Annotated in this window: 21 protein-coding genes; 11 read left to right on the top strand and 10 right to left on the bottom strand. The window is 42.2% G+C overall.

The genetic code is table 11. The features are described 5' to 3' along the window. Positions 1-44: 44 nt before the first annotated feature. Positions 45-767, bottom strand: coding sequence for a pyridoxine 5'-phosphate synthase (locus CSQ79_RS14120; protein WP_099701985.1), 723 nt, complete (start codon positions 765-767; stop codon positions 45-47). Between the two features lie 117 nt (positions 768-884). Continuing rightward, positions 885-2,699, bottom strand: coding sequence for a caspase family protein (locus CSQ79_RS14125; protein ID WP_099701815.1), 1,815 nt, complete (start codon positions 2,697-2,699; stop codon positions 885-887). Positions 2,700-3,957: 1,258 nt separating this feature from the next. On the opposite strand from CSQ79_RS14125, the gene CSQ79_RS14130 reads away from it, so the two are divergent. After that, the gene (locus CSQ79_RS14130; protein ID WP_099701816.1) at positions 3,958-4,305 is read left to right on the top strand and encodes a DVUA0089 family protein; all 348 of its coding nucleotides are present in this window, start codon (positions 3,958-3,960) and stop codon (positions 4,303-4,305) included. Positions 4,306-4,416: 111 nt separating this feature from the next. Beyond that, positions 4,417-5,172, top strand: coding sequence for a peptidylprolyl isomerase (locus CSQ79_RS14135; RefSeq protein WP_099701817.1), 756 nt, complete (start codon positions 4,417-4,419; stop codon positions 5,170-5,172). Positions 5,173-5,176: 4 nt separating this feature from the next. Here CSQ79_RS14135 and CSQ79_RS14140 read toward each other — a convergent pair whose 3' ends face one another. Next, positions 5,177-6,823 (bottom strand): ABC1 kinase family protein, encoded by a 1,647-nt coding sequence (locus CSQ79_RS14140; protein ID WP_099701818.1) that lies wholly within the window; start codon positions 6,821-6,823, stop codon positions 5,177-5,179. A gap of 27 nt (positions 6,824-6,850) precedes the next feature. Continuing rightward, positions 6,851-7,909: a mannose-1-phosphate guanylyltransferase gene (locus CSQ79_RS14145; RefSeq protein WP_099701819.1), complete on the bottom strand. Its 1,059-nt coding sequence runs from the start codon at positions 7,907-7,909 to the stop codon at positions 6,851-6,853. 342 nt (positions 7,910-8,251) lie between these two features. On the opposite strand from CSQ79_RS14145, the gene CSQ79_RS14150 reads away from it, so the two are divergent. The 4 genes from CSQ79_RS14150 (at position 8,252) to CSQ79_RS14165 (ending at position 13,019) form a co-directional block, all read left to right on the top strand. Beyond that, positions 8,252-9,715 (top strand): efflux RND transporter periplasmic adaptor subunit, encoded by a 1,464-nt coding sequence (locus CSQ79_RS14150; RefSeq protein ID WP_099701820.1) that lies wholly within the window; start codon positions 8,252-8,254, stop codon positions 9,713-9,715. A gap of 110 nt (positions 9,716-9,825) precedes the next feature. Further along, the gene (locus CSQ79_RS14155; RefSeq protein WP_099701986.1) at positions 9,826-11,043 is read left to right on the top strand and encodes an ABC transporter permease; all 1,218 of its coding nucleotides are present in this window, start codon (positions 9,826-9,828) and stop codon (positions 11,041-11,043) included. A 55-nt stretch (positions 11,044-11,098) separates the two neighbouring features. After that, on the top strand, positions 11,099-12,148 hold the full coding sequence (locus tag CSQ79_RS14160) for a Rieske 2Fe-2S domain-containing protein (protein ID WP_099701821.1): 1,050 nt from the start codon (positions 11,099-11,101) through the stop codon (positions 12,146-12,148). 97 nt (positions 12,149-12,245) lie between these two features. Continuing rightward, positions 12,246-13,019 (top strand): ABC transporter ATP-binding protein, encoded by a 774-nt coding sequence (locus CSQ79_RS14165; protein ID WP_099701822.1) that lies wholly within the window; start codon positions 12,246-12,248, stop codon positions 13,017-13,019. Between the two features lie 126 nt (positions 13,020-13,145). On the opposite strand, the gene CSQ79_RS14170 is transcribed toward CSQ79_RS14165, so the two are convergent. Both CSQ79_RS14170 and CSQ79_RS14175 read right to left on the bottom strand, forming a co-directional pair. Continuing rightward, the gene (locus tag CSQ79_RS14170; protein ID WP_099701823.1) at positions 13,146-14,195 is read right to left on the bottom strand and encodes a hypothetical protein; all 1,050 of its coding nucleotides are present in this window, start codon (positions 14,193-14,195) and stop codon (positions 13,146-13,148) included. A 91-nt stretch (positions 14,196-14,286) separates the two neighbouring features. After that, positions 14,287-14,817 (bottom strand): orange carotenoid protein N-terminal domain-containing protein, encoded by a 531-nt coding sequence (locus CSQ79_RS14175; protein ID WP_099701824.1) that lies wholly within the window; start codon positions 14,815-14,817, stop codon positions 14,287-14,289. A gap of 214 nt (positions 14,818-15,031) precedes the next feature. Here CSQ79_RS14175 and CSQ79_RS14180 point away from each other — a divergent pair, with 214 nt between their 5' ends. Next, positions 15,032-15,400 carry a hypothetical protein gene (locus CSQ79_RS14180; protein WP_099701825.1) on the top strand — a complete coding sequence of 123 codons (369 nt, stop codon included), beginning with the start codon at positions 15,032-15,034 and terminating at the stop codon, positions 15,398-15,400. Between the two features lie 102 nt (positions 15,401-15,502). Here the strand turns inward: CSQ79_RS14180 and CSQ79_RS14185 are convergent, their stop codons facing one another. Together CSQ79_RS14185 and queG are read right to left on the bottom strand one after the other, a co-directional pair. Next, positions 15,503-16,195: an HAD-IA family hydrolase gene (locus CSQ79_RS14185; protein ID WP_099701987.1), complete on the bottom strand. Its 693-nt coding sequence runs from the start codon at positions 16,193-16,195 to the stop codon at positions 15,503-15,505. 12 nt (positions 16,196-16,207) lie between these two features. Beyond that, positions 16,208-17,152 carry a tRNA epoxyqueuosine(34) reductase QueG gene (gene queG, locus CSQ79_RS14190; protein WP_099701826.1) on the bottom strand — a complete coding sequence of 315 codons (945 nt, stop codon included), beginning with the start codon at positions 17,150-17,152 and terminating at the stop codon, positions 16,208-16,210. A 327-nt stretch (positions 17,153-17,479) separates the two neighbouring features. On the opposite strand from queG, the gene CSQ79_RS14195 reads away from it, so the two are divergent. Together CSQ79_RS14195 and CSQ79_RS14200 are read left to right on the top strand one after the other, a co-directional pair. Then, on the top strand, positions 17,480-18,001 hold the full coding sequence (locus tag CSQ79_RS14195; protein ID WP_099701827.1) for an orange carotenoid protein N-terminal domain-containing protein: 522 nt from the start codon (positions 17,480-17,482) through the stop codon (positions 17,999-18,001). 120 nt (positions 18,002-18,121) lie between these two features. Then, positions 18,122-18,547, top strand: coding sequence for a nuclear transport factor 2 family protein (locus tag CSQ79_RS14200; protein WP_099701828.1), 426 nt, complete (start codon positions 18,122-18,124; stop codon positions 18,545-18,547). 35 nt (positions 18,548-18,582) lie between these two features. Here CSQ79_RS14200 and CSQ79_RS14205 read toward each other — a convergent pair whose 3' ends face one another. Both CSQ79_RS14205 and CSQ79_RS14210 read right to left on the bottom strand, forming a co-directional pair. After that, entirely contained in the window at positions 18,583-19,014 is a 432-nt protein-coding gene (locus tag CSQ79_RS14205; protein WP_099701829.1) for a hypothetical protein, read from the bottom strand. Between the two features lie 379 nt (positions 19,015-19,393). Continuing rightward, entirely contained in the window at positions 19,394-20,116 is a 723-nt protein-coding gene (locus CSQ79_RS14210; protein WP_099701830.1) for a response regulator transcription factor, read from the bottom strand. Between the two features lie 598 nt (positions 20,117-20,714). Here CSQ79_RS14210 and CSQ79_RS14215 point away from each other — a divergent pair. Next, positions 20,715-22,865 carry a PAS domain-containing protein gene (locus CSQ79_RS14215; protein ID WP_099701831.1) on the top strand — a complete coding sequence of 717 codons (2,151 nt, stop codon included), beginning with the start codon at positions 20,715-20,717 and terminating at the stop codon, positions 22,863-22,865. Positions 22,866-23,177: 312 nt separating this feature from the next. Beyond that, positions 23,178-25,448 carry an MHYT domain-containing protein gene (locus CSQ79_RS14220; protein ID WP_099701832.1) on the top strand — a complete coding sequence of 757 codons (2,271 nt, stop codon included), beginning with the start codon at positions 23,178-23,180 and terminating at the stop codon, positions 25,446-25,448. Positions 25,449-25,498: the final 50 nt, after the last annotated feature.

A 25,498-nucleotide genomic window follows, 5' to 3' on the forward strand; every position in this document is an offset into this window, starting at 1 on the left:
AGTAGTTATTATCTCACCTTTCATTTACTGATTTGAGGAGAACTTTATAACTCTCCACGAATTGCTTGTTTCATCTCACGAACAGCACGTTCTAAACCAACTAAAGCTGCTCGACTAACAATTGTATGACCAATATTGAGTTCTTCCATACCTGAAATACAAGCCACGGCGTAGACGTTCCAATACGTCAATCCATGTCCAGCATTGACGCGTAACCCCGATGCGATCGCTTGTTCGGCACCTTGAGAAAGGACTGTAAGTTCTTGTTGTCTATTTGCTTCGTTGTGGGCTTCTGCATAACGCCCAGTATGTAACTCAATAAATTGAGCTTTAGTCTTGACAGATGCTTCAATTTGTGAGCGATCAGCATCAATAAACAAACTAACAGGAATATCGGCAGACTGTAACTTGTCTACGACCTCGTTCATACGTTCGAGTTGACCAACAATATCTAATCCACCTTCAGTTGTAACTTCCTCGCGTTTTTCGGGAACAAGAGTCACGTAATCCGGTTTGATATCAAGTGCGATCGCCACCATTTCATCAGTAGCTGCCATTTCTAAATTTAAATGCGTTCGTACAGTTTGCCGCAACAACTGCACATCTCTTTCTTGAATATGGCGTCTATCTTCGCGTAAATGTACAGTAATCCCGTCAGCGCCTCCCAATTCGGCAAGGACTGCTGCTGCGACAGGATCGGGTTCTACAGTTCGTCGTGCTTGTCTAATTGTTGCAATATGATCGATATTGACTCCCAATGTAGGCAATCTAACTTCTCCTAGCATTTATAAGTTTCAGCACTAGATTGTAGCGAAAATCTCCAAAAATCAGTGTGTACTCTTGTATGGCATAAGCGTCCAGCCGGTAAAAAATTAGGGATCAAACTACCGCCAAAATTTAATTTGACCTTCCTTGTCGCCACTAATTACCGTTTGATCGTCGGGGCTAATTGCTACAGAGTAAACATCTTCAGGATGTCCTTGAAAGGTGTGTAATAACTGACCCGTACGCAAACTCCACAATTTGACTTCGCGATCTTCAGCTCCACTGACTAGAAACTGACCATCAGCGCTAATTGCTACTGAGTTTACATGATCTGTATGTCCGTGCAAAGTTCGTACTAATTTACCTGTGTGTATGTTCCAAACTTCAACGGTTTCATCATTACTACCACTGACTAATGTTTGTCCATCAGAGCTAATGGCAACAGTAATAATCTTACTTTTGTGTGCAGCTAGAGTGCGAATTAGTTTACCTGTATTAACATCCCAGATGTTAATGTCTTGACCTTGACCGCCACTCGCTAAGGTTTGTCCGTCAGGACTCAGTGCAATTGTTCTCAACCGCGGTGTTTCTGCAGCAAAGCTTCGCAGTAACTCTCCAGACTGTAAATTCCAAACTTTGATAGTGTTATTACCATCAGCGCTGACTAGAGTTTTACCATCTTGGCTAATTGAAACTGCCCAAACGGTATCTTGCGATCCACTCATAGTTCGGAGCAGTTCACCTGTTTCTAGGTTCCATACTTTAATTGTTTTATCGCCACTACCACTCACTAATGATTTACCATCAGGAGCGATCGCAACTGACCAAACTGCCGAAGTATGTCCAGATAACGTACGCAATGGTCTACCACTTGGCAAATGCCAAATTCTAATTGTTGTGTCACCGCTGCTGCTAACGAGGGTTTGACCATCCTGGGTTGTCGCCAGTGACCAAACAGTCTTAGAGTGATCGAGGCGTGTTTGGGCAGTTTGATTGTAGTCTCTTGGTGCAGCAACAAGAGATTCACCAAAAGGCAACTGTAACAATTGTTGTCGTTGCAGAATATAGGTTGCTCCCACTAAAGTGACCAGCGTTGTCAAGCTAACCCCTAAAAGCAGCCGGATACTTCTATATTGGAGTATTGGTGCAAAGATTGCCCTACTAGCTTGATGTACTTGTGGTTCTTCGCGGCGTGAGTGTATTTCTGATACAGGGGCAAGTAAGATTCTGCTATTGTGTGTACTCAGAATTACTGGTTCTATATTAGCTGCAGTTGCTTCTGCTTTGCGACTGACATATTCGTGCAACTCATCAACTGCAATCTGGCGATCGCCATCCAAATCAGCCGCACCTTCTAAACCTTCAACAAGGTAACGCGTATAAGTAGAAAGGTCATTGCCTTTATTTTGAAAGAATGATTGAGTTACAGAAGATAAGAAAATAGTTCTATTGTTACCTCCAAGTTGCCTAGCAACATCATCAGAGATACGAGCCTGTGCTGCAACGACATTCACTGCAGCTTGAATAAAGCAACAATCCAAAATAACTACTTGCTGCGTCGCTCGGCTGTCATTCATAACATCTTGAATAAAACCAGCCGGTACTACTGTTGATTTAATAAGTTCCCTTTGAGGATTTTTACTAGTACTATTTGTCGCAAAATATAATTTATTACTGTAGTCTCTGATACAGTAGCCAGAAAAATAAAGTAATACTAAATCATCACTTTGACGCGCCTTATCTCGAAATAAAGCCTCAAGTGCTGCTTGCATGCTCAGAGGTTCAGGGTTTTGTAGAATTTCTACTTCATCAAATCCTAAATCTGGGTTTTGCAGAACACGTTGCATTGCCTCGACATCTTTTACTGCACCAGGTAAGGTGTTAAAGCCAGTACCGTGGCGGCTAACTCCAATAAGTAGTGCAAATTTAGCCATTATAATTTCCTACATTTGCCAGAGATGCTAACCCCAAAAAAGAACACTAACGCAACTTAATTGATTTGCTTAAACTTTAAACTTTCTTTAAAAATTTAGCAGTTGCTTCATGAAATCTTTATTTGAAAAAACATATGGGCTAACTTTTACTTACTAAAAATTTATCAAAAAAAGCATCTCTATACTAGAGATAGTTAATTGTTTTTCGTGAAAGTTGCTTACAGCTTACCTTGGTTACTGCAGGCAAATGAAATAACTCTCATCCAAACGACTAACCGGAACTTTTGTGAAAATTGTATTGTTTTTTTAACAAACTTGTAGTCATATTGTTTACATTGCGATCGCTGTCTTTAGTTATCTTACCTTTTCCTAAGCATTAACAAGCTTGTTACTATCTCTACTAAAAGGCATCTGACTACTCTTATTACCCAAAATAAAGATTACCACGTTGGTTTTGACCATTGGTTGCATTTTGGGAGCAATTCATAGTCCTTAACTCAATTATCCAAATGGAAGGGTAACGCTATTAGCATTAAATTTGCGATCGCGTGCGATTTATCATCAAAATTAAAGCTAAGTTGGATATCACTTTATCCAGTAAATTTAAGACTTCCCATTTATACATTAGACAGCTTGCATGAATGCCATCATAAATAAATTTACAACTAAAAAAAACTCTACCTATCTTCTTTATAAAATTACTATAAAATTCTTACCAGAATTGTCTTTTGCACACTAATTTTGAGTAATTTAACTTTATTTGAATAGCATCTGTAATTCCTGTAAGATATCTATTTTTGGCAAAACTATCTATCTATAATTATTAGTTTCAAATTAAATCAGTAAATTATCACTTTGCTACAAAAAGAGTATATTTTTACTATTAGTTTCATGTTTGTAAGTTTTATAATATTAACACTCAGTTGAGAGAAAGTATAAACTACATTCTCTCGAAGGATAAGCTTCAAGTCTAAACGGGCATTTTTCAATTCACACTCATCTGTAATCTTAACAACTGAATTGTCTATATTTTGTATAACTAATATTCTGAAAGGAAAGTCAGTGTACTAAAGACACATGTGATAGCATCAGAGTCATTTAACCTTGTACGTCATCAATGCTAGTAGATGAGCTAATTGCACAGAAGTGCAAAGAACTCGACCAAAGTAGGTCATTTAAATTATCTAAATCTGAAAAGTTTTGCCGTTATTGCTTCGATAGGATACTCGCATAGAACACCTATTTCAGGAGAAACGACATGGCAAGTTTTGTAGATAGTATTAGCACCTCTGATGAAGTGGATTTCTTTCCTGTAGAGTTTATTGGACAAGTAGACTACACAATATCAGTACTTGGTGCCTCAAATGCTGGTGGAACTTTAGCAGATCCTATGGTTGGCATCTTTGATAGTGCTGGTAACTTATTAGCTTATCAAGACGACAGCTGGGCATTGGGTTATGACCCTATGGTGCAATTTACTGCACCCACTAGCGGGACATACTACATTGGGGTTGCTGATGCGATCGGAAGTACTGGTACTTATACACTGGTGTACGACCAGACTTTACCTCCATCTCCTGTTGATACGTCCACCTTCCTCGTTTAACACGACAGTGAGAGTATTTGATGCAGTCAACTGTTTATCAACTGGCTGCATTGATACAAACTGTAGAGATATTTTTCTATTGTCGAATAGAGCAAAGAAGATTTAGTAGCGATGACAACTACTTTACACGCTAATGAAACCGACATCACTGCTGAAGAAATCATGTCTTTAGTAAAGAGTTGCCAAATATTGCCACAATTGTGGCGTGAGAGGATTATTGAGCAGGCGATCGCCGCTATTGATTGTACTCCAGAGGAAACTATGAGTGCTTGTCAGCAATTTTATCAGCAACATCACCTTGATAGCGTTGCTAAACAGCAAGCTTGGCTAGAGCATTATGGTATAACTCAAAGGCAATTAATTTCTATGGCAACACGCCAACTCAAAATTGAAAAATTTAAGCAATTAACTTGGGGTAGTAAATTAGAAACTTACTTTCTCCAGCGTAAAGGACAGTTAGATCGAGTCATTTGTTCGTTGATTAGAGTTCAGGATGGAGGAATTGCTGAAGAGATTTATTTCCGAATTTATGAAAAAGAGCAATCATTTACGGAATTAGCAAAGAAGTTCTCTGTAGGACTGGAAGCACAAACTGGCGGTATCGTTGGTCCAGTAGAGTTAGGTACACTGCATCCACAGTTGTCAAAAATACTCAAAACAAGTCAACCAGGAAAGCTATTGCGCCCTATAGTATTAGGAGAATGGTTTTTTATTGTGAGATTAGAAAAGATAATTCCGGCACAATTAGACGAGATGATGCGCCGGAAGTTATTACAGGAACTATTTACAGTTTGGCTACAAGAGCAAATTCAAAAACTATCTTCTTTTGATAGAATTTGGATGGAAGCTCTCGGTCACACTCATTAGTAACTTACTTCAACCTTCCCGAACGAATCGTACTAAAAACTAGCCACAGTCCTAACAAACTGGCAGTAGCAAATAAAATAGTACTCAACCAAGATAATTCAGTAGTTTGGGCATTATTGGAAATAAGTGCTGCACCAATAATTAAAGAGCCAACTAAAATACTAAATGACAGACGATTAGCTGCCTCGTCCATAGTACGTCGGATATTATCTAAACCGCGTACTGATAAATTCCACTGAAGTGTTTCTGACGTGACTCGATCTAAAAGTAACTCAATTTGGCGAGGTGATTGTAGCGACAGACTTTTTAAGTCTAGTGCAGTTCTTAACAAAGATTGCACAGGATTAGCACCAAATAACTGACGTCGAAATAAGTCTGTAATCAGTGGTTTGATTTCATCCAAAAGATTGATTTCTGGGTTAACTAAACGAGCAACTCCCTCTAAATTTGCTAATGTTTTTGCATATAAACCCAAATTACTTGGTAAACGAATCTTGTTGTTACGTGCTACTTGTAATACTTCATAAAATACTTGACTAAAGTTAATTTGTGACAAGCTTAAATTGTAATATTTGCGTAGCATTCGGTCATAATCATTCTCCAAACGCGATAAAATCACTGGCTGGGCAGAATCAGCAAGTTGCAACGTTAATTGCGCACATCTTTGGGCGTCTAAATCGACGATCGCTAGTAACATTTCTGTCAAAATTTGCTGCGATCGCGGATCTAAACGTCCTACCATGCCGCAATCGAGCAATGCAACGCGACCATCTCTGAGGTAAAATAGATTGCCTGGGTGCGGGTCAGCGTGAAAGAAGCCATCAATATAAACCTGCTGGAAGAACGCACGAAACAACAAGCTTGTCACAGCAGCTCGTTTTTTATAGGGATCTTGACCATTTTGCGTGCTACCAAAATCTCCTGAGAGAATTGGGACTCCATCGAGCCACTCCATAACAAGCAACTTAGCTGTTGTTAAGTCCCAGTAGATTTCTGCTACGACTAACTGCGAAGAATCAAACCAGCGACTATTAGTAAGATTACGCCGTAATTGATCTGTAAAACTCGCCTCTCGGATAAAGTCTAGCTCTGCCTCTAACGCTTTGGTAAATTCTTCAGCCAAAGAGTCAATATCATACATTTGCCCAAACTCAGTGCGCGCTACCAAGTCGGCTACACCGCGAATGAGTGAGATATCTTGCGCAACAATCGCATCAATTCCAGGGCGTTGAACTTTGATTGCAACTTCTCGCCCATCAATTAAGATAGCTTTGTGTGTTTGAGCAATTGATCCTGCTGCAACAGGTCGCGGATCAATTGTGGTAAAGGTAGATTCAAGCGACTGTGGTAGTTGCTGACGAATGACAACTTCAATATCTGCCCAATTAACGGGTGGTACATCATCTTGCAGCATTGACAGTTCATCAATGTAAGCTGCAGGAAGCAAGTCAGGGCGAGTACTGAGTAACTGCCCAAACTTAACGTATACAGGTCCGAGATCAACCAAGATGTTTCGCAGAACAGCAGGAGTAGGTAATTGAGGTTCGTCAGTTTTTCCTCCAGTCAACAGCCGTCGCATATAGTCCCAGCCATTACGCAGGAAAACTTCCAGAATTTCTCTTTGCCGAGATGTTGTTTGAGTTAGAAACACAGCTTTTTATAAGGTAGTGCAGACGTTTTATAACAGATCCGTGAATTTGGGGTTATCCTGCAAAAGTTTGAGTGCTTGTTTAATGTCTTGAGTGCGATCTTTTCTCGCAATCAGAGTGACATTGCGATCGCGCACCACCACGACATCTTCTAATCCAATAGTAACAATCACATCATCGTCACTCGTGGCATAAAGCAGCGTATCTTTGGTATCTAACCCAACGTGATTGGCTAACTCGACGTTAAGGGAGTCTTTTTTGAGTAATCGCTCAATTGCGTTCCAATCTCCTAGATCGTCCCAACCAAAATCGACTGGCAAAACATAGGCAATTCGAGTTTTCTCCATCAAAGCGTAATCAATACTGATTTTTGGTAGATGTGCGTAAGCCGATACTCCTTCAGTTTCTAGTAATCGCATCATTTCTGGAGCGTAGGTTCGTAGTTCTTCTAGCACAACACCAGCACGAAAAACAAACATTCCGCTATTCCAGCTAAAACGATTTGTCACTAAGAAAGACTCGGCTGTTTCGCGATCTGGTTTTTCAGTAAAGCGATTGACGCGGTAGACGGGTAAGCCACCAAAAGAACCAGCTAAATCTCCTTGCTCAATGTAACCGTACCCTGTAGCAGGATAAGTCGGCTTAATACCTAAAGTCGCGATCGCCTTTTCTGTTGATGCTAGTAATGTCGCAGCACACAGCGTTTTGTGAAAGTTGGCTTGGTTGTCAATCCAAGGATCGGCAGGAAAAAAGCCAATAACTGCGTCTTCTCCGTAACGCTTGGCAACTTCTAGTGTACTCCATGCCACAGCTGGAGCTGTATCACGTCCTTCAGGTTCTGCTAATAAATTTAGCGTTGGCAAATCTGGTAGCTGTTCTTGCACACCTTGTACAAGTTGACTAGAAGTCACCACCCAGAGATTTTGCCAATCTTCTGCTAATGGTAACAGTCGATCGGCAGTTGCTTGTAACAAGCTTTTTCCGCTGCCGTCCAAGCTTAAAAACTGTTTAGGACGTTGTTTGCGACTGAGGGGCCAAAATCGCTCTCCTTTACCCCCAGCTAAAATCACAGGTATCAATGTGTTCATCTTGTATAGCTGTTGATGTGGATATCTTAAGCAAGTTTACCCGCCTCACTGGTAATAGCAAGAATTTTAATGACACAAAGCGAGTGGCTAGTGGGAGAGTAGGAGTGTGGGAGAGATCTAATTACTATTTTCCCTCATACTCACCTACCCACTTACCTGCCTACCCTCTGCGTCGGTTATTGGGAGGGAAATACTACTTTAAAAACTGTCTAGAGCCGGCTGCTAGTCGTTAAGATCAAGAAAGATTAAGTTTATTATCAATTTTTAGCTTGTCAGCGCGATCGCTCGCAACAACTTAACGAAGATGACCTTCTTATTACTTGGCATCATCTGCCCACTCATATGACCACATACATGGAAATTCCCTTAATTGGCAAAGTCAAGCATCCACGTCGCTGGCTAATGGGGCTATTAGCAACTGGTGTTGTGGTCAGCGGTGGTACTTATGCAGTTATGAGTCGAACAACACCAAGAATTAATGTTGCAGAACTGACTGTACCCGTAGAATCACAAAATGTAACATTACGTATCACTGCCAGCGGTAAAGTTGTTCCTTTTCAGAGTGTGAACCTCAGTCCTAAAACCTCTGGGCGGCTTACACAGTTGAGTGTTGAACAAGGCGATTCGGTAAAACAAGGACAAATTATTGCGCGGATGGATAACGCCGAACTTCAAGCTCAACTTGCCCAAGCGCGTGCTAACTTAGCTCAATCTCAAGCCCAACTCGACCAAGCACTTGCGGGTAGCCGACCTGAAGAAATTGCTCAAGCAAGAGCGCGTCTAGCTCAAGCCGAAGCCCAACTTGCCCAAGCGCGTACTGGAAATCGTCCAGAAGAAATTGCCCAAGCCCAAGCTCAAGTAGATGCAGCCCAAGCTAGGGTTAGTTTGACAAGTAGCCGAGTTCAACGCAATCGCGTATTGTCTCAAGAAGGAGCGATCGCGCAAGATCGTCTTGATGAGGTGATCGCCGACGATCGCAGTGCGCAAGCTGCATTACAAGAAGCCCAAAGGCGATTAGCACAATTACAAAGTGGGAGCCGTTCTGAGGAAATCACTCAGCGCCAAGCCGCAGTGAATGAAGCCCGCGCCGCCCTTCAACAAGCTCAAAGTGGTTCGCGTCCAGAAGAAATTGCCCAACGCCGCGCCACAGTTGCTGCATCTGCTAGTCAAGTCCAAGCGATTCAAGTACAACTAGAAGACACGATCATTCGCGCGCCGTTTGATGGGATTGTTACCCAAAAATACGCAACCGAAGGAGCTTTTGTCACGCCAACAACCTCAGCTTCTAGCACTGCATCAGCGACCTCAACATCGATTGTTGCGATCGCCAGAGGTTTAGAAATCTTGGCACAAGTTCCGGAAGTAGACGTCGGACAAATTAAGCAAGGGCAAACGGTGGAAATTATTGCTGATGCTTACCCTGAGCAGGTTTTTCAAGGTCGCGTTCGTTTAATTGCTCCAGAAGCCGTTGTTGAACAAAATGTGACTTCGTTTCAAGTAAGAGTTGCCTTGGAAACTGGCACGCAAGAGTTGCGTTCAGGGATGAATGTAGATGTCACCTTTCTTGGCGAACAACTATCTGATGCCCTGATGGTTCCTACGGTGGCGATTGTCACAGAACGCGGTGAAACTGGTGTCCTTGTTCCAGGGCAAAACAATCAGCCGCTTTTTCGTCCGGTAACAATTGGACCAAGCCTTCAAGATCGCACGCAAGTTTTATCCGGTTTAGACGAAGGCGATCGCGTATTTATTGACCTCCCAGAAAGGCAACGACCAACACAAAACGAAGCAGTAGTGAGTGATTAGTGGCGAATGAGAGTGTGGGCGAGTTTCTAGAGATTGAGAGATTTAATTGCTATTATTCACTACTACCCGCCTACCCTACTACCCAGTTACCTGTTACCAAATTATCAGTAATGGATATTTTAGAAAGTGTCAAAATGGCATCAAAAACGCTGCTAGCAAATAAGCTACGCAGCACGCTCACAATGCTAGGGATTATCATCGGCAATGCGTCGGTGATTGCAATGGTGGGTATTGGTGAAGGTGCTCAGAGATTTGTTTCTGGACAGTTTGAGTCTTTAGGCACTAACGTATTGTTTATCGTTCCAGGAAACCGTGACGCGCAGCGGACAACTGTTGATTTGCCAAGAACTTTGGTTTTAGAAGACGCTGAAGCGATCGCCACACAAGTCCCAACCGTCGCCGCAGTTGCACCGCAATTACACTCTCGCGAACTCGTCACCTACCGTAACCGCAATACATACAGCTTGATGGTGGGAACAAACCCAGACTTTTCTATCGTACGTAGTTTTGATACTGAGCGTGGTAGATTTATCACCGACCTTGACGTTAAGCGAAATAACCAAGTTGTTACCTTGGGTGTCGATTTAGCCGAACGCCTCTTTGGAAATCAAGATCCAATTGGTCAGCAGATCAGAATCAGAAATGTTAGTTTCTTAGTCATCGGTGTTATGGAGGCGAAAGGCTCAGTCTTAGGGACAAACTATGACGACAGTGCTTACATTCCCATCACCACAATGGCAAGCCGAATTATCGGTGAGAATTCTCCTTATGGCGTAAACTTAACGTTTATTTCGGTGTCGGCACAAAATGAAGCAAGTGTTGATGCAGCCCAGTTTCAAATTACAAACTTGCTACGGTTACGGCACAAGATTACGCGCGAAGATGACTTTAGTGTGGAAAGCCAAAAAGACGTTTTAGAGATTGCAGGAACAGTCACAGGTGCTTTGACGATTATGTTAGCGGCGATCGCTGGTATTTCCTTGTTAGTAGGTGGTATTGGCGTGATGAATATCATGCTCGTGTCTGTCACTGAAAGAACGCAAGAAATCGGGCTGCGTAAAGCAATCGGTGCGACTCAGGATGATGTTTTAATTCAGTTTTTGATTGAAGCTGTGATTCTTTCGGCAGCTGGGGGCTTACTCGGTACAGCCTTAGGAGTTGGTGGCGTCCTTTTGATTGGAGCCTTTACACCGTTTCAAGCTGGAGTTTCACCAATTGCGATCGCCCTTGCGGTTGGTGTTTCTGGTGGTATTGGCATTATTTTTGGTGTAGTTCCTGCCCGTCGCGCTGCTCAACTCGATCCAATTGTTGCCCTAAGAAGCGCCTAGCCATACAATTCTAGATTCTGGATGAGCACTGATTAGTAAATTACTTCAACCTGTGATGGCAAAAAACGATTTCTTACGCAATGTTTGGTACTACGCTTTACCTGGAGGTTCCCTCAAACGGGGAGCTATGGTGGCAAAGACTTTGCTAGGTGAACCAGTGGTTTTTGCACGTAGCCGTGAAGGTAAAGTGTTTGCGCTACGCAACATCTGCCCCCATCGTGCAGTACCGCTAAGCTGTGGGCGGTTCGACGGACAAGAAATTGAGTGTTGTTATCATGGTTGGCGTTTCGATCAAACAGGACGCTGTACTGAGATTCCCGCCTTAGTTGAAGGCGATCCACTCGATCTCAGTCGCTTTCAAGTTAAGCAGTATCCTGTGCGGGAGGTGCAGGGCAACATCTGGATTTATATGACATCCAATGAGCGAAATGCACCGCAGGAGCCAAATATGGAAGTTCCTGTCGTTCCTTTTTTTGGTGACAAATCATCTCAAATGGTCGTCACGCTACATTTCCCCTGTTATGTGGATCATGCCATTATTGGTTTAATGGACCCAGCGCATCTACCATATGTCCATCGTTCTTGGTGGTGGAAATCAGGGCGATCGCTATTTGAAGAAGTCAAAGCTTTTGATCCTTCGCCTTATGGCTTTACCATGCGGCGGCATCAAATTCCTAATGTCGCACTGGGCTATCGACTCATTGGTGGTGGTGCACCAGAAACTGAAATCTCGTTTCGTCTTCCTGGTGTACGAATTGAACACGTTAGTACAGCACAGCATAATGTCTGTAACCTAACAGCAGTTACTCCCATATCGGAAACCGAAACAGAGGTGACAACTCTGCTTTATTGGACAACACCCTGGATTACAGCAATTAAACCACTGATTAGACCTTTTGTCCGTGCCTTTCTCGATCAAGATCGTCAAGTCGTGATTAAGCAGCAAGAAGGCTTGAAATACGATCCGACTTTACTACTCATTCGCGATGCGGATACTCAAGCACGTTGGTACTATCAGTTAAAAGCTGAGTTTGCCCGCGCTACAGCCGAAGAACGCCCTTTTAACAACCCAGTCAAAACCCAAGTTCTGCGTTGGCGATCGTAGGCAATAAAAGGGGCAAGGAAATGGAGAACAGTTTTACCAATTTTGATTTTGAGAAGATTTCAACTCATTAATCTAGCGTTTAGGATAAGTACTCTGCATGGAACACTACTCCTCACACTCTCCTATAGGAATTGCCCAGCGTGATGACGATGCTGTAGCAACTACGATAGTACGCCTAGAAAATGTCTTTAAGATCTATGGTGCTGGAGAAACTGAAGTGCAAGCATTAGCAGATGTTAGTTTGACCGTAGAACAAGGTGAGTATTGCGCGATCATGGGTGCGTCAGGCTCTGGCAAATCAACAGCGATGAATATTATCGGCTGTCTCGATCGCCCAACTAAAGGTCACTACTACTTAGATGGCGTTGACGTTGCAAATTTAAATGATACCGAGTTAGCGCACATCCGCAACCGTAAAATTGGATTTGTCTTTCAACAATTTCACTTACTCCCTCAATCAACAGCCCTAGAAAACGTTATGCTACCGATGGTTTATGCAGGGATTTCAACATCAGAAAGACGCGATCGCGCAACTGTTGCTTTACAACGTGTTGGCTTAGGAAATCGCCTGAATAATCGACCAAATCAGCTTTCTGGTGGACAACAGCAACGAGTTGCGATCGCAAGAGCAATTGTCAATCAACCCGTGCTACTGCTTGCAGATGAACCTACAGGCGCACTCGACTCGAAAACAACTCAAGAAGTCTTAGAAATTTTTGGCGAACTCAATGTCAGTGGGATCACGATTGTCATGGTAACGCATGAACCTGATGTCGCTCGTAAAACTCAACGCATTGTCTGGTTTAAAGATGGTCAAGTTATTCACTCCCACCTGACTCCATCTGATATTAATAGAGTGGCAACATCCTAGACAAGAAGTCAAGTTTAGGGTTATTTCCTAACCCCTGTTGTTAATCGACATCAGTGAACCACCCTGCGGGAAGCCGCTTCACGTCTACGTTTGCTTAACCGCGACTAAAGTCGCCAAGCGATCGCGTTAGTGTAAAACCGCTAGAGATCCAGCGATCGCTGAGGCAGATGCAGAAAAAAATATTGTGCCAAATAACCACCAAGCCGCAGTTTTTGCAACTTTTTGAGCAGCTTCTGCTTGTTGTTGGGCTTGTTGTTTGCGAGTAGCTTCGATCAATTGTTCTAGCTTAGGAGTTAATTGACTAGGCTGTGATTCTAATTGCGCAGACTTGAGTTCATCTAACAATCCACTGTGAAATCCTTGCAGTTGCTGCTGACTCCAAGCTTGCTGCCAAAAACCTTCCCAAGAGTCTAAAGCCTGACTAATAGATTGTTTTGAGAATTCTGTACGGCTATTCACTAAGTCTACAAAAGTTTGACGACCCATTTGTCGCAAATGATTTTCTCTGGCAATAGATTTCATCGCTGGATCAGCAACTAATCTTTCAAATTGTTCTCGAATTTCTTCGCGATCTGCCTCTGGCAACTGTAACTTTTTGAGATAGTTGTCGATTGCCTCGCGGCGACTGATTGCATCTACCGCTAAGCTTAACTCTTGTCTAATAACAGTAGCAGCAGTTTCTGCTGTGGAAACAAGCTGCTCGCTAACATTTTTAGCACCAATAGCTATTGCTGCTGTTCCTACAATACCTTGCAAACCCGAAGTTGCTGTTTTAAGAAGTGTACCAATGACAGAGCTGACAGTGGTTGAACTAACCCAGATAAGTAACGATAAGTAAGCTGCCCAAATAATCAGCCCAAGAATTGCTCCTAAGAACTGATCGCGTGTGAAGCTGAGTTTGACTGCCAAAAAACAAGCTGCGAATAGTGTAATGCTGATAGTTCCTAAAGTCCTCAGCCCAACTACCATGCCAATCTTATCTATCTTGTTGTCTATGCTTGAGTCATCCTTAACATCAGAATCTAACGCTGTTGAGTCTGAATAGGAAATTCCTAAAGCAATGAAGAAATTACTTAGCAATATTTGAAAGGCAAAAGCTAGTAACACTCCCGCAATTAAAACTAAAAAACCTTGTGAACCAGAAAAGTTAGATAAGTTATATTCAGAAGTCGTCATCTGTTCGTAATGTTTTCAAATACAAGCTAAGCCCGTGTCAGCGGGCTTAAGCTCAAACGCAATTACTAGTTGTGACTTAAATCTCACTAGTTTAAAGGCTTGATGTTTTTCCAGTTTGTGCTTGAGTTTCAATTGGTTTAACGTCGGTGTAACCCATTTGGCTAGCAATTGTTCGGAAAATTGAAATTTGATCGTCAAAATCAAGCCCTTCAATTTGCGACAACAAGCTGTTAATAGCTTCAGTTGGTTGATAGTCATTAGGCATTCCTACTACACTATCGCCCATAGCTTGTGCCCAAGCATACCAAACCATCAATTGATTGTTTTCTTTCAATGCACCGTAAGCACGTGAATATTCTGACTCCTCTCGGTTTACAATTTGCCGCATAACAGCAAGTTGCTCGTTATCCGATAACTTATAGTAGTCTCCTAGCAGCATTGGTGCTAATTCTGGATCAGTTGCGGCTGGCGCAGCGGGAGTAATAGAGCTACCCATTTTCTGATAAACCAAGTAAAACCAAGCTAGTTTTGCATCAGTTTCTAACCCATCGAAAGCTTGAACAACTTTTTGTGTTTCATCACTCAATGCTTGGGGCTGATTGGTATTTGGGCTAGAAGTCATAGCTTATCTCCAGAGAAAACGTTCTAATTATCAGGAGTATCAAAGTTTGCAACTTTAATTCGCCCTCCAAGAGAGAGAGTTTAGTTTTGTGAGTTGTTAATTACGGATACTTCTTAGAACAGAGATACAAGATCTATCTCAATGAGGTTATGGCAGTGTAGTCGCCCTCTGATACGATCGCAGCATAAATAAAAAAAATCCATAGGAGACACTTATGGCTGACGAAGAAATCAAACCTAACCCTGAGCAAGCAACTACTCAAGAAGCACAACTTGCAGCAGAAAACATAGCTGCAGGCAAAGAGAAAGTAACAAATGTAGATTTTGATGCTGATTACGCAGCTGCTCAGCAAATGAGTGTGAGTGACGTGGATCGTACAGAAGCAGGCGCACAAGCTGCACAAGAAGCAACAGCACCACAATTTGAAGTGTCTCAGCAAGAAGAAACTCAAACTGAAGCAACCACAGGTAATCCAGATGATTATAAACAAATGGCACAAGACAGTGTAGCTGAATCTGGAACAGAAGTTTCTGACGATCTAATCAAGAAAGCTATGGACAAGGGTAAAGCTGGTAATTCATAGTAAATCTTTCTGTCAAACTATATTGATATCACAGCTTATAATCTTTTGCTCAACTACAGTAAGTTGAGCATTATTTGTTTGTATATAAAAGAGATCATATAGCTAGAACTTCAATGTGCCTTGATTACTCAAATCAGAATTTAACTGAATTTCGCTAGAATTTAAGGCTATGACTGCTGATAATAATTCTTGTGGTTGATGCACTAAAAAATCTGGGTTCTGTTGTGCTAAAACCTCTGGAGAATTAAATCCCCAAGCCACGGCGATCGCCTTAACGTTACTCTTTCTCGCTGCTTCAATATCTCTTGTCTCGTCGCCTATATAAACAATTTGTTCGCGGTTCAGGTCTTCCTGTTTAATAAGATTATTAATTACTTTGCTCTTACCGAAAAGAGTTGTTCCTGAGTAAATAAAATCAAATAAGTGTTGCCAATCGTTCTTTTCGAGAAACTCCACAATATTCTCTTTTGAATTAGACGTAATAATTCCCAAGCGATGTCCCATAAAACTTAGCTCGCTCAAGATGTCTGTAATTTCACAGATAGGACTAATATTGTTAATTTCCTTGTTAAGTTCTGCCCTAACTTTTCTAATCAGAAAAGGTAGCTTTAAAATTGATATTCCTGAGTGCTTGACAATTTCTCTGGAACTCAATTTTTTTAGTTGTTCAAGTTCGACTTGAGTTGTTTGTTTATAGCCAAACTCCAATGCCAAACGATTTGTAATATCAACAATAACGTCAATTGTGTTGGCTAATGTACCATCAAAATCAAAAATAATCACTTTTGCTGTCATTGTAGGGCGCATTTATTGTTGGCTTGTGGACATTCTCGCTGTGCCCTGCAGATTTGCTTTAGCATTTCGCCGTAACATTTCTGGTTTAATACGCCGTAGTGCTGAAGCTGGAAATTGCTTGTTCCACTCGGTATCAGAAATCTCAGCAAGTTCTGCTAATGTAGGGGCAATATTCCAGGGATAAGGCTGAAATTCTGCTACATCTGTTTCTTTAGCAAAACGCTGATTCCAGGGGCAAACGTCTTGGCAGATATCACAACCTGCAACCCAACCGTTGAGTTGCGATGCTACTGCTTCAGGTAATTTTTCACTCCGATTCTCAATTGTATGATAAGCGATACAACGATTTGCATCTACAACAAACGGCTGTGTAATTGCACCTGTCGGACAAGCATCAATACAGCGCGTGCAATTGCCGCAATGTTCTGTGTGAGGGCGATCTGGAGTTAAGTTTAAGTTGGTCAAGATTTCGCCCAGAAACACCCAAGAACCGTATTCGCGTGTAATCACATTGCCATTCTTGGCAATCCAACCAATCCCTGCTTTCTGTGCCCAGACTTTATCTTGTACTGGACCTGTATCGGCATAGTATCGTACTTGAATTCCTTGTATTTGTGCTTCTAACCAATGACTCAACAACTTCAGCTTTTTGTGTAAAACTTTATGATAATCCCTACCCCAGCCGTAACGGGATAGCTTGGCATATTTAGGATCTAGAGGGCGCTGGTGTGGAGTGTAGTAGTTTAAGGCAACACAAATTAGCGATCGCACGTCTGGCATAACTAATTGGATATTTTGTCGCTTAGGGTTTGCCATCCATGCCATATCTGCTTGATACCCAAGTGCTAGCCATGCTTGTAAACGTTGACTCTCTGTTGCGTCATCGTCAACAGAGGCAATACCGACTCGATGAAACCCTAATTCTAAGGCTTTCTGCTTGATCCAAGACGTATCGATATCAACCTTCTCCTATATCAAAGCCTTACATCCACGCTATCATCTCATACTGTTTTGCTTGCAAGTTGCTACAGATGAGACTAGGAGACGGAAAGAGAAAAGAAATTGGAGATTGATTCATTTTGCTAATCAATAAAGAGCCAATATTTCCCTGTTCACAAGTTCCCTTGTGCTAGAGTGCAAGCTTTGTTTGTCTGTTTAACATTGCCTAATAGTTTGATTTGTAAATTTTATTTGCAACTTGTAAAGAAACGTTGCATACTAGAAATCAAGGAGGAGAGATTCATGCATACGAACCAACTCTTGTCAAGAATCTCCAGAGCAGACATGACATACACAACAGAGTCAGCTTCAACAACTTTCTCTAACCGCTTCGATTCCAGCACTCAGTTCGCTGACGCCGTGCCTGCCACCGTAGCTTTATTCAAGCGCCTCAGTGTGGACGATCAGCTAGCACTGCTTTGGTATGCGTACACTGAAATGGGAAGCTCAATTACACCTGCAGCCCCTGGTGCTGCGCGTTTGCAGTTAGCTGAAGGTCTACTAAGTCAGATCAAAAAAATGTCCCATGCTGAGCAGTTGCAGGTCATGCGCGATTTAGCAGCAAATAGAAATACTGCAATCAGCCGTGGCTACGGAGTTTTGAGCACAAACACAAAGCTAGCTTTTTGGTACGAACTTTCTGTGCTGATGGAACAAGGCATTGTTGCCCCAATGCCTCGTGGATACCAACCTTCTTCAGATGTAACAGAAGTTTTACAGGCTATTAAGAGTCTTGATTTTGGTCAACAAATTACAGTGCTTCGTAACACAGTAGTTGACATGGGGGTCGATCCTTTAGCTGACTAACTTGACGTAACGTTAATTTTCTTCCCTTTCCATTACTGTTCTCTAATACAATCTTTTAAAAGAGCAGGTTGCTATCCTGTTCTTTTTTTGTGTCTTACCTTGCTCCTAGACTGCCTGCTTATGAACCCCGATCCCTCTTCAACCCAAGGTTCTATTGAACACTCGATGCGTATTGAAGGCATCACTGAGCCAACGATATTAAATTACTTTGAAACTTTAAACGCAGGTAAGTTTGATGAAACAGCCGCATTGTTTGCTGCTAATGGAACACTCAAAGCACCTTTTGAATCTCCTATTGTCGGGCAAGAGGCGATCGCTGCTTACCTTCATCAAGAAGCACAAGGCATGAGTCTTGCACCCACTCAAGGCATCATTGAGCCACAAGACGACGCATTTAAAGTTCAAGTCGCTGGAAAAGTACAAACTTCTTGGTGTGGTGTCAACGTCTCTTGGATATTTTTACTCAATCAACAACGTGAAATTCTTGCAGCTACGGTAAAACTTCTTGCTTCACCTCAAGAATTACTCAATATTCAGCGCCCTTAAAGCTGATGAAATAATCAGCTTACATTTTTCTGTTCTTAAGCTACAAGTGATTGTTCGAGCGATCGCATGAGCATCTGACGTCCGAGATCGATATCTCGCTCTGCACATTGCCAGTCGGGGTGAGCACTCATCAATAAACTTTCTAATGCTTCTTGATCGAAGAGATGCCACACAGGTATTTCACTCTCAATTTCTACTGCGTAGCAGTTTGAGTTAATGCAGTGAATTGTACAACTGCTAGCCGTCCGCGTTACTTGCATTTGCTGTTGCGGTTGCAACGAACGAAATCTGCGAATTGTCTGTTTCAACTCACTGAGCGAAGACACCATTAATCCTGGCAGTGCAACCGGTGTATATACATCACCATTGACTGTAATCCAGTAGTACCGTGCTGGATCAATTCCTACCAACCAAGGCAATTCATCATCCAGACGATAACGAGGTGCTAAAGAAATTGATGGTGTCATAACAAAAGCTTTAATGAACTCGATCTACAACTAACCGCAGGTAAAGCAAATTTTTCTTTTTATGGAAAAGACGTTGTTTACCATACTGTGTAACTATTAAGATCAAGTTTTCAATAAAAACTTGTATTTATAAACTCTTTTTAATAAAAGTTATAATAATAATTAATAAAGAGTCACTGTAATACAGAAAACTTATTCTAATAAGTAGTGACCTGAAAGCTCAAGAAAGCTATATGGGGAGATAGAAACACTAGTTAGCAGAAGCAAAGGAAAACTTGAAACTCTCATACTGTATCTAAACTAGATTAAAAAAAATAATAGGAGATGTGGGATAGGCGTCTTGCCTGCCCACACAACTCTGCTGATCGTCCTAATCGTATTACCCTACTAAACCAGAACGTAATGCGCGAACGGCAGCTTGAGTACGATCATCGGCACAAAGCTTATTGAGGATATTGCGTACATGAGTTTTCACTGTACCTACAGTGATATACAGCTTTTCTGCAATTACTGCATTACTGCAACCTTCAACAATCAGTTGTAACACCTCTAGTTCTCTTTCTGTGAGGGGGTAAGCAGCAATCATTTGGTCATATTCTGCATCAGCAGCATTAATTGCAACTGTTTTACTATCTATAGTGACTGGCTCTATAGCTTCAGGAGTTTCTTTGGCTTGTTGGAGAACAATCCGTGCGATCGCAGGATCAATCCAAGAATTACCACCATGTGTCACTCGTAATGCTTCTAGTAAGTTGTCAAAACTAATATCCTTCATACAGTAAGAGTCAGCACCCGCAGCAAACGCTGCTAGCACAGCTTCTTTGTTATCGCGTAACGTTAAAATCAATACTTTGGTGTTGCTATCATCATCACCATCTTGATTCGCTTTGATTTGCCGTGTCAGTTCAATGCCATCTTTATCAGGTAAGCCAATATCAACAATTGCGATGTCAGGATGGCTGATTTGTAATAATTTCAACCCTTCACTAGCATTAGCAGCTTCTCCAACCACTTCAATCTCTTGCCGCTGTTGCAGGGCTGTACGAATACCTACACGGGTGAGGTCATGGTCTTCAATTAGAGCAACACGAATTTTATTCATTGTCAATAACCGCTTGTACAATTCTTAAATTTAAAACCGAGTTTACTAATCTGACAGGATTAGTTTAGTTAAGATCACCCATTAACAGAAGTAGAGATTTCTCTAATCTAAAGCAATTTAACGGCAAATTTTTTTAGTTTTTCTGAAACGTCTCCTCAACAAGCGATCGCTTAAAATCTCTGCTCAAAAAAACCAGAAAAATGTATGCTTTGTTACTCCTAGTTATACATACAAGTACACAAACACATGAGGCTTGTCTAAGTTCGTCAATTCATTAGCTCAATTTGTGAAATAATCTCAATTCGCCATAGTTAATTTTTAATAAGGCTCTTATGTTTGCTACTAAGGGTTGTGGAGATTATTGTATCAATTGGAGAGGCTTAGATTTCAGTATTTAAGACAAGCAAGTCGGCGCCTATGTTTTATTGTTCGCTATCCTACTTTGTCAATGCCAAATGTAGTAGTTTCTTAGAGCTTCACACTCAACCTGCAAGCGAGTATCAGCGGCGTTATTTATAAAAGTAGAACATGACTCCAAAAAGTGGTTTAGAAATGCCAGTACCGCAAAATATTGTTGCATAAATTAACAACATGACATATGGATACTCGACAAGAAGACAGTGATAAATTAGGTGCAAATCAGTTGTGGGGTTTCGTTAAAGCACTACATCCGGAAGATCGACACCGGATAACTCAACGCACCTCCGCGATCGCGCAAGGGCAACAATACGAAATTAAATACCGATTACTAGCTGCGGATGGTCACTATCACTGGTTCAGCGAACAAGGTACACCCGTCATTGCAGCAGGTCAAATTCAAGATTGGATAGTCAGTTGCACTCCTGTTGACAAAGAGAATGGATTAGAAGAACCCTTAAAAGCTTTGCAAGAAAGCGAACAGCGATATCGTTCGTTAGTTATTGCCACATCACAAATCGTTTGGACAACTGATGCTGAAGGTAAAGTAGACGATATACCAGCTTGGCGGGCGTATACAGGTCAAACTGTTGCCGAAGTTCAAGGTTGGAGTTGGATAAGTGCAGTGCATCCTGAAGACCGCGATCGCACTGCGCAAACGTGGAATAGCGCAGTAGAGCACAAAACGCTTTACAACACTGAATATCGCATTCGTGGTGCTGATGGCAACTATCGTTATTTTTGGGCGCGGGGCGTTCCAGTTATTGCCGAAGACGGCTCCATCCGCGAATGGGTAGGTATTTGTGCGGATATTCACGAACGCAAGCAGGTGGAGGAAGAACTCAAAAAAAGTGAAAAACGCTACCGCGATTTAGCAAATGCAATGCCTTTGATTGTGTGGACAGCACAACCAGACGGCACAATGGATTATTACAATCAAAGGTGGTTTGACTATACCGGATTGACGCCTGAGCAAAACACAGGTTCGCAGTGGCAAGCAATTATTCATCCTGATGATTTACCTGAGTGTCTCCATCATTGGCATCATGCTGTCAGTACTGGAACCTTTTATGAAATTGAATATCGTTTTCGGCGTAAAGATGGTATCTATCGCTGGCACTTAGGAAGAGCTTTACCTGTACGCGACACTAACGAACAAATTTTGTCTTGGGTAGGAACTGCAACAGACATTGACGATCGCAAACGCTTCGAGGAAGCCCTCAAAGAAAGCGAAGCCCGCTTTCGGAGTATGGCAGACAATGCGCCAGTCATGATTTGGGTATCTGGAACCGATACGCAATGTCATTGGTTCAATCAACCGTGGCTAGAGTTCACAGGACGGAAGATGGAGGAAGAAGTTGGTGATGGCTGGGCACAAAGAGTTCATCCTGAAGACAAAGAACCTTGCCTCAATATTTACCTCAAAGCATTTGCAACCCGTCAGCGCTTTGAGATGGAATATCGCTTTCAACGTGCAGATGGCGAGTATCGCTGGTTAGTTGATACTGGTGTACCGCGTTTTACACCAAGTGGCGACTTCGCGGGATACATTGGCTCTTGTATTGATATTACTGAACGTAAATCTAATGAAGAAGCGCTGAGGCATCGTGCCGAGGAACTGACTTATTTAACAAAAATGTTAGCAACGACAAATACTGCTTTAGAAAAGCGTAACCAAGAGTTGGATCAATTTGCTTATGTCGCCTCCCACGACTTGAAAGCACCCTTAAGAGCGATCGCTAATCTGTCGCAGTGGATTGAGGATGATATTGCAGAGCAACTCGGTGCCGAAAACAGGCGTCAGATGGAGTTGTTGCGCGGGCGCGTACATCGACTCGAAGCATTAATTGATGGTTTATTGCAGTACTCCCGTGTAGGACGCATAGCAACACCTACTGAATTTGTCAGTGTGAAAAACTTGCTCAATGAAGTGTTAACGATGCTTGCACCACCACCAGAATTTACAATCGCGATCGCTCAGGATTTACCTGCACTGCGTACTCAAAAGATGCCACTATTTCAAGTGTTCAGCAATCTCATCAGTAATGCGATTAAACACCACGATCGACTTGATGGCAATATCAGGATCTCTGCAACAGATCGAGGAGATTTTTACGAGTTTACAGTGGCAGATGATGGTCCAGGCATCGCAGCAGTGTATCACGAAAAAGTGTTTGGCATCTTTCAAACATTAGAAGCGCGTGATAAAGTCGAAAACACTGGGGTTGGTCTTGCGATTGTCAAAAAAATTGTAGAAAGTCAAGGAGGACGCATCTATCTTGCGTCTCAAGAAGGTCAAGGAGCCACTTTTCGCTTTACTTGGTCAAAGTAGCAATAGTATAGCAGGGGTGAGGAAGTTATGAGTTATGAGTTATGAGTTTTGAGTTGAAGAAAGTTATGAGTGTTGAATCTTCAAAACTTTAAATAACATTTTAATCATCTTGACCATTGCTATATTTGTCAAATCCCAGCAACGTCAGTTCGACAGCAAAGGCTTAGCGCATGACTCCTCGGCTAATCTAAACTTGACTTATCTTCATAAATTTCTACAACTTTTGTTTCTTCATTAGTCCACGGAGGTGGACTTCGTTTGTTCAGCGGCTAGTCATCCAGCTATCGATCAAATTCTGCTCAACTCTCTCACATGACCAATCCAGACACCATCACAGGTACACACAACCTTAACTTAGTTATTCTCTCAATTGGTATAGCGATCGTTGCTTCATACACAGCACTCGATCTTGTGGCACAAGTCAAAACAACGTCAGGATGGCGCACTGCCCTTTGGTTGATTGGTGGTTCGCTAGCAATGGGAATTGGCATTTGGTCGATGCACTTTATCGGTATATTGGCTTATCGCTTACCCGTACCAGTAAGTTACAACTTTCCCATTGTTGAAGTGTCAATGCTTCTTGCTGTTTTCGCTTCTGGAGGTGCTTTATTCCTCGTCATTCAGGAATTGAGTTGGTTAAAGCTAGCAACTGGCAGCATATTTATGGGGCTGGGTATTGCAGCAATGCACTACACGGGGATGCAGGCAATGCGGTTAGCAGCGACACCATTGTATAGCTTAAAAAATGTTACTTTCTCGATTGCAGTTGCAATTGGAGTTTCATTTACGGCTTTATGGTTAGCTTATCATCAAACCAAGACGATCGCTCAAGGAACGATTCGCAAGTTGGCTAGTGCAGTTGTCATGGGAATTGCGATCGCCGGAATGCACTACACCGCAATGGCATCGGTCAAGTTTGAACTTGACAAGTCAACTTTTTTGAGTGCGGCACAACCGGATAACTCTACACTTGCTGTCTCAATTGGAGTTGCGACTCTCATATTATTAGCACTAACATTCATCAGCGCAGCGATCGCCCAACGGATCGCGGCTGAAAATGCCAGAACTGAAATTTTGCGTCAAAGCGAAGCGCGATTTCGTGCCTTAGAACAAAACTCCTCTGATGTCATTCAAGTTGTCAATGCGGCAGGGTTTATGACATACACCAGTTGTTCAATGCAACGGATTTTAGGTTACACGCCACAAGAGTGCCATGAAAAACAGGCATTTACTTTTGTTTATCAAGAGGATCTCGCCCAGGCAAAAAAGTTATTACAAGAAGCTTTATCGCATCCTGCCGCTAATATAGTTGCTGAGTTTCGTTTGCAACACGTTAATGGAGAACCGCGTGATTTTGAGGCGATCGCGTGTAATTTACTGACTGAACCGAGTATTAATGGTGTTGTCATTACGTATCGCGATATTAGTAAACGCAAGCAAACTGAAGCGAATTTATGGAGTGCACTACAGCGACTGACCTTTCATGTCGAAAATTCCCCGCTTGCTGTGATTGAATGGAATCGCGATTTTCGTGTGGTGCGGTGGTCACGCGCGGCTGAAACGCTGTTTGGTTGGCAAGCTGCAGAAGTGCTAGGAAAACTACCCAGTGAGTGGAATTTTATTTTTCCAGAAGATCGAGCAACTGTCACTCAAGTTATCGATCGACTCATCGATGGCAGCCAACAACGCAATGTTGCGCTCAATCGTAACTACACTAAAGATAGCAAAGTCGTTTATTGTGAGTGGTATAATTCAGGATTACTCGACGAAGCGGGCAATTTAGTTTCCGTGCTGTCTTTGATTTTAGATGTCACTCAGCAAAAACAAACTGAAGCAGAACTTGTCCACCGCGCTGCTGAACTCGTTCGTCTAACTGCGATGCTGGCACAAACAAATTACGACATCCAAAAGCGCAATCAGGAACTCGATGAGTTTAGTTACGTCGTTTCTCACGACCTTAAAGCACCGTTGCGGGCGATCGCCAATTTATCTGAATGGATTGAAGAAGATCTAGAAGAAAGTTTAACAGAGGAAACTCGCCAGCAAATGAACTTATTACGCGGGCGAGTTTATCGTATGGAGGCTTTAATTAATGGTTTATTGCAATACTCGCGAGTCGGACGTCTTGAAACTCCTCTGACTTCTGTGTCAGTTGCGACTCTGCTTGCAGAAGTTATTGACTCCCTAGATCCTCCAGCAACTTTTATGATTCAAGTCGCATCAAATCTGCCGACGCTATGGACATATAGATTGCTCTTAGAGCAAGTATTTAGTAATCTCATCAGTAATGCTATCAAACATCACCCTAGGTTAGATGGCACAATACATATTTCATTTACAGATGTCGGTGATTTCTATCAATTCACAGTAGCTGATGATGGTGATGGAATCGCCTTACAATATCAAGCTAAAGTGTTTGGCATTTTTCAGACCTTATCTGCTCGCGACCAAAAAGAAAATACTGGGATTGGATTATCGATTGTCAAGAAAATTGTTGAAAGCCAAGGAGGTAGCATTTGGCTAGAATCTCAAGCAGGAAAAGGCGCAGCGTTTTACTTCACTTGGTTAAAAACTCAAAACTAAGTAATAAGAAATAGCTCAAAAGTATTAAGTATTTATTGCTATATTCAGAA

Source organism: Gloeocapsopsis sp. IPPAS B-1203 (assembly GCF_002749975.1).
In the GTDB taxonomy this organism is placed as follows: domain Bacteria; phylum Cyanobacteriota; class Cyanobacteriia; order Cyanobacteriales; family Chroococcidiopsidaceae; genus Gloeocapsopsis.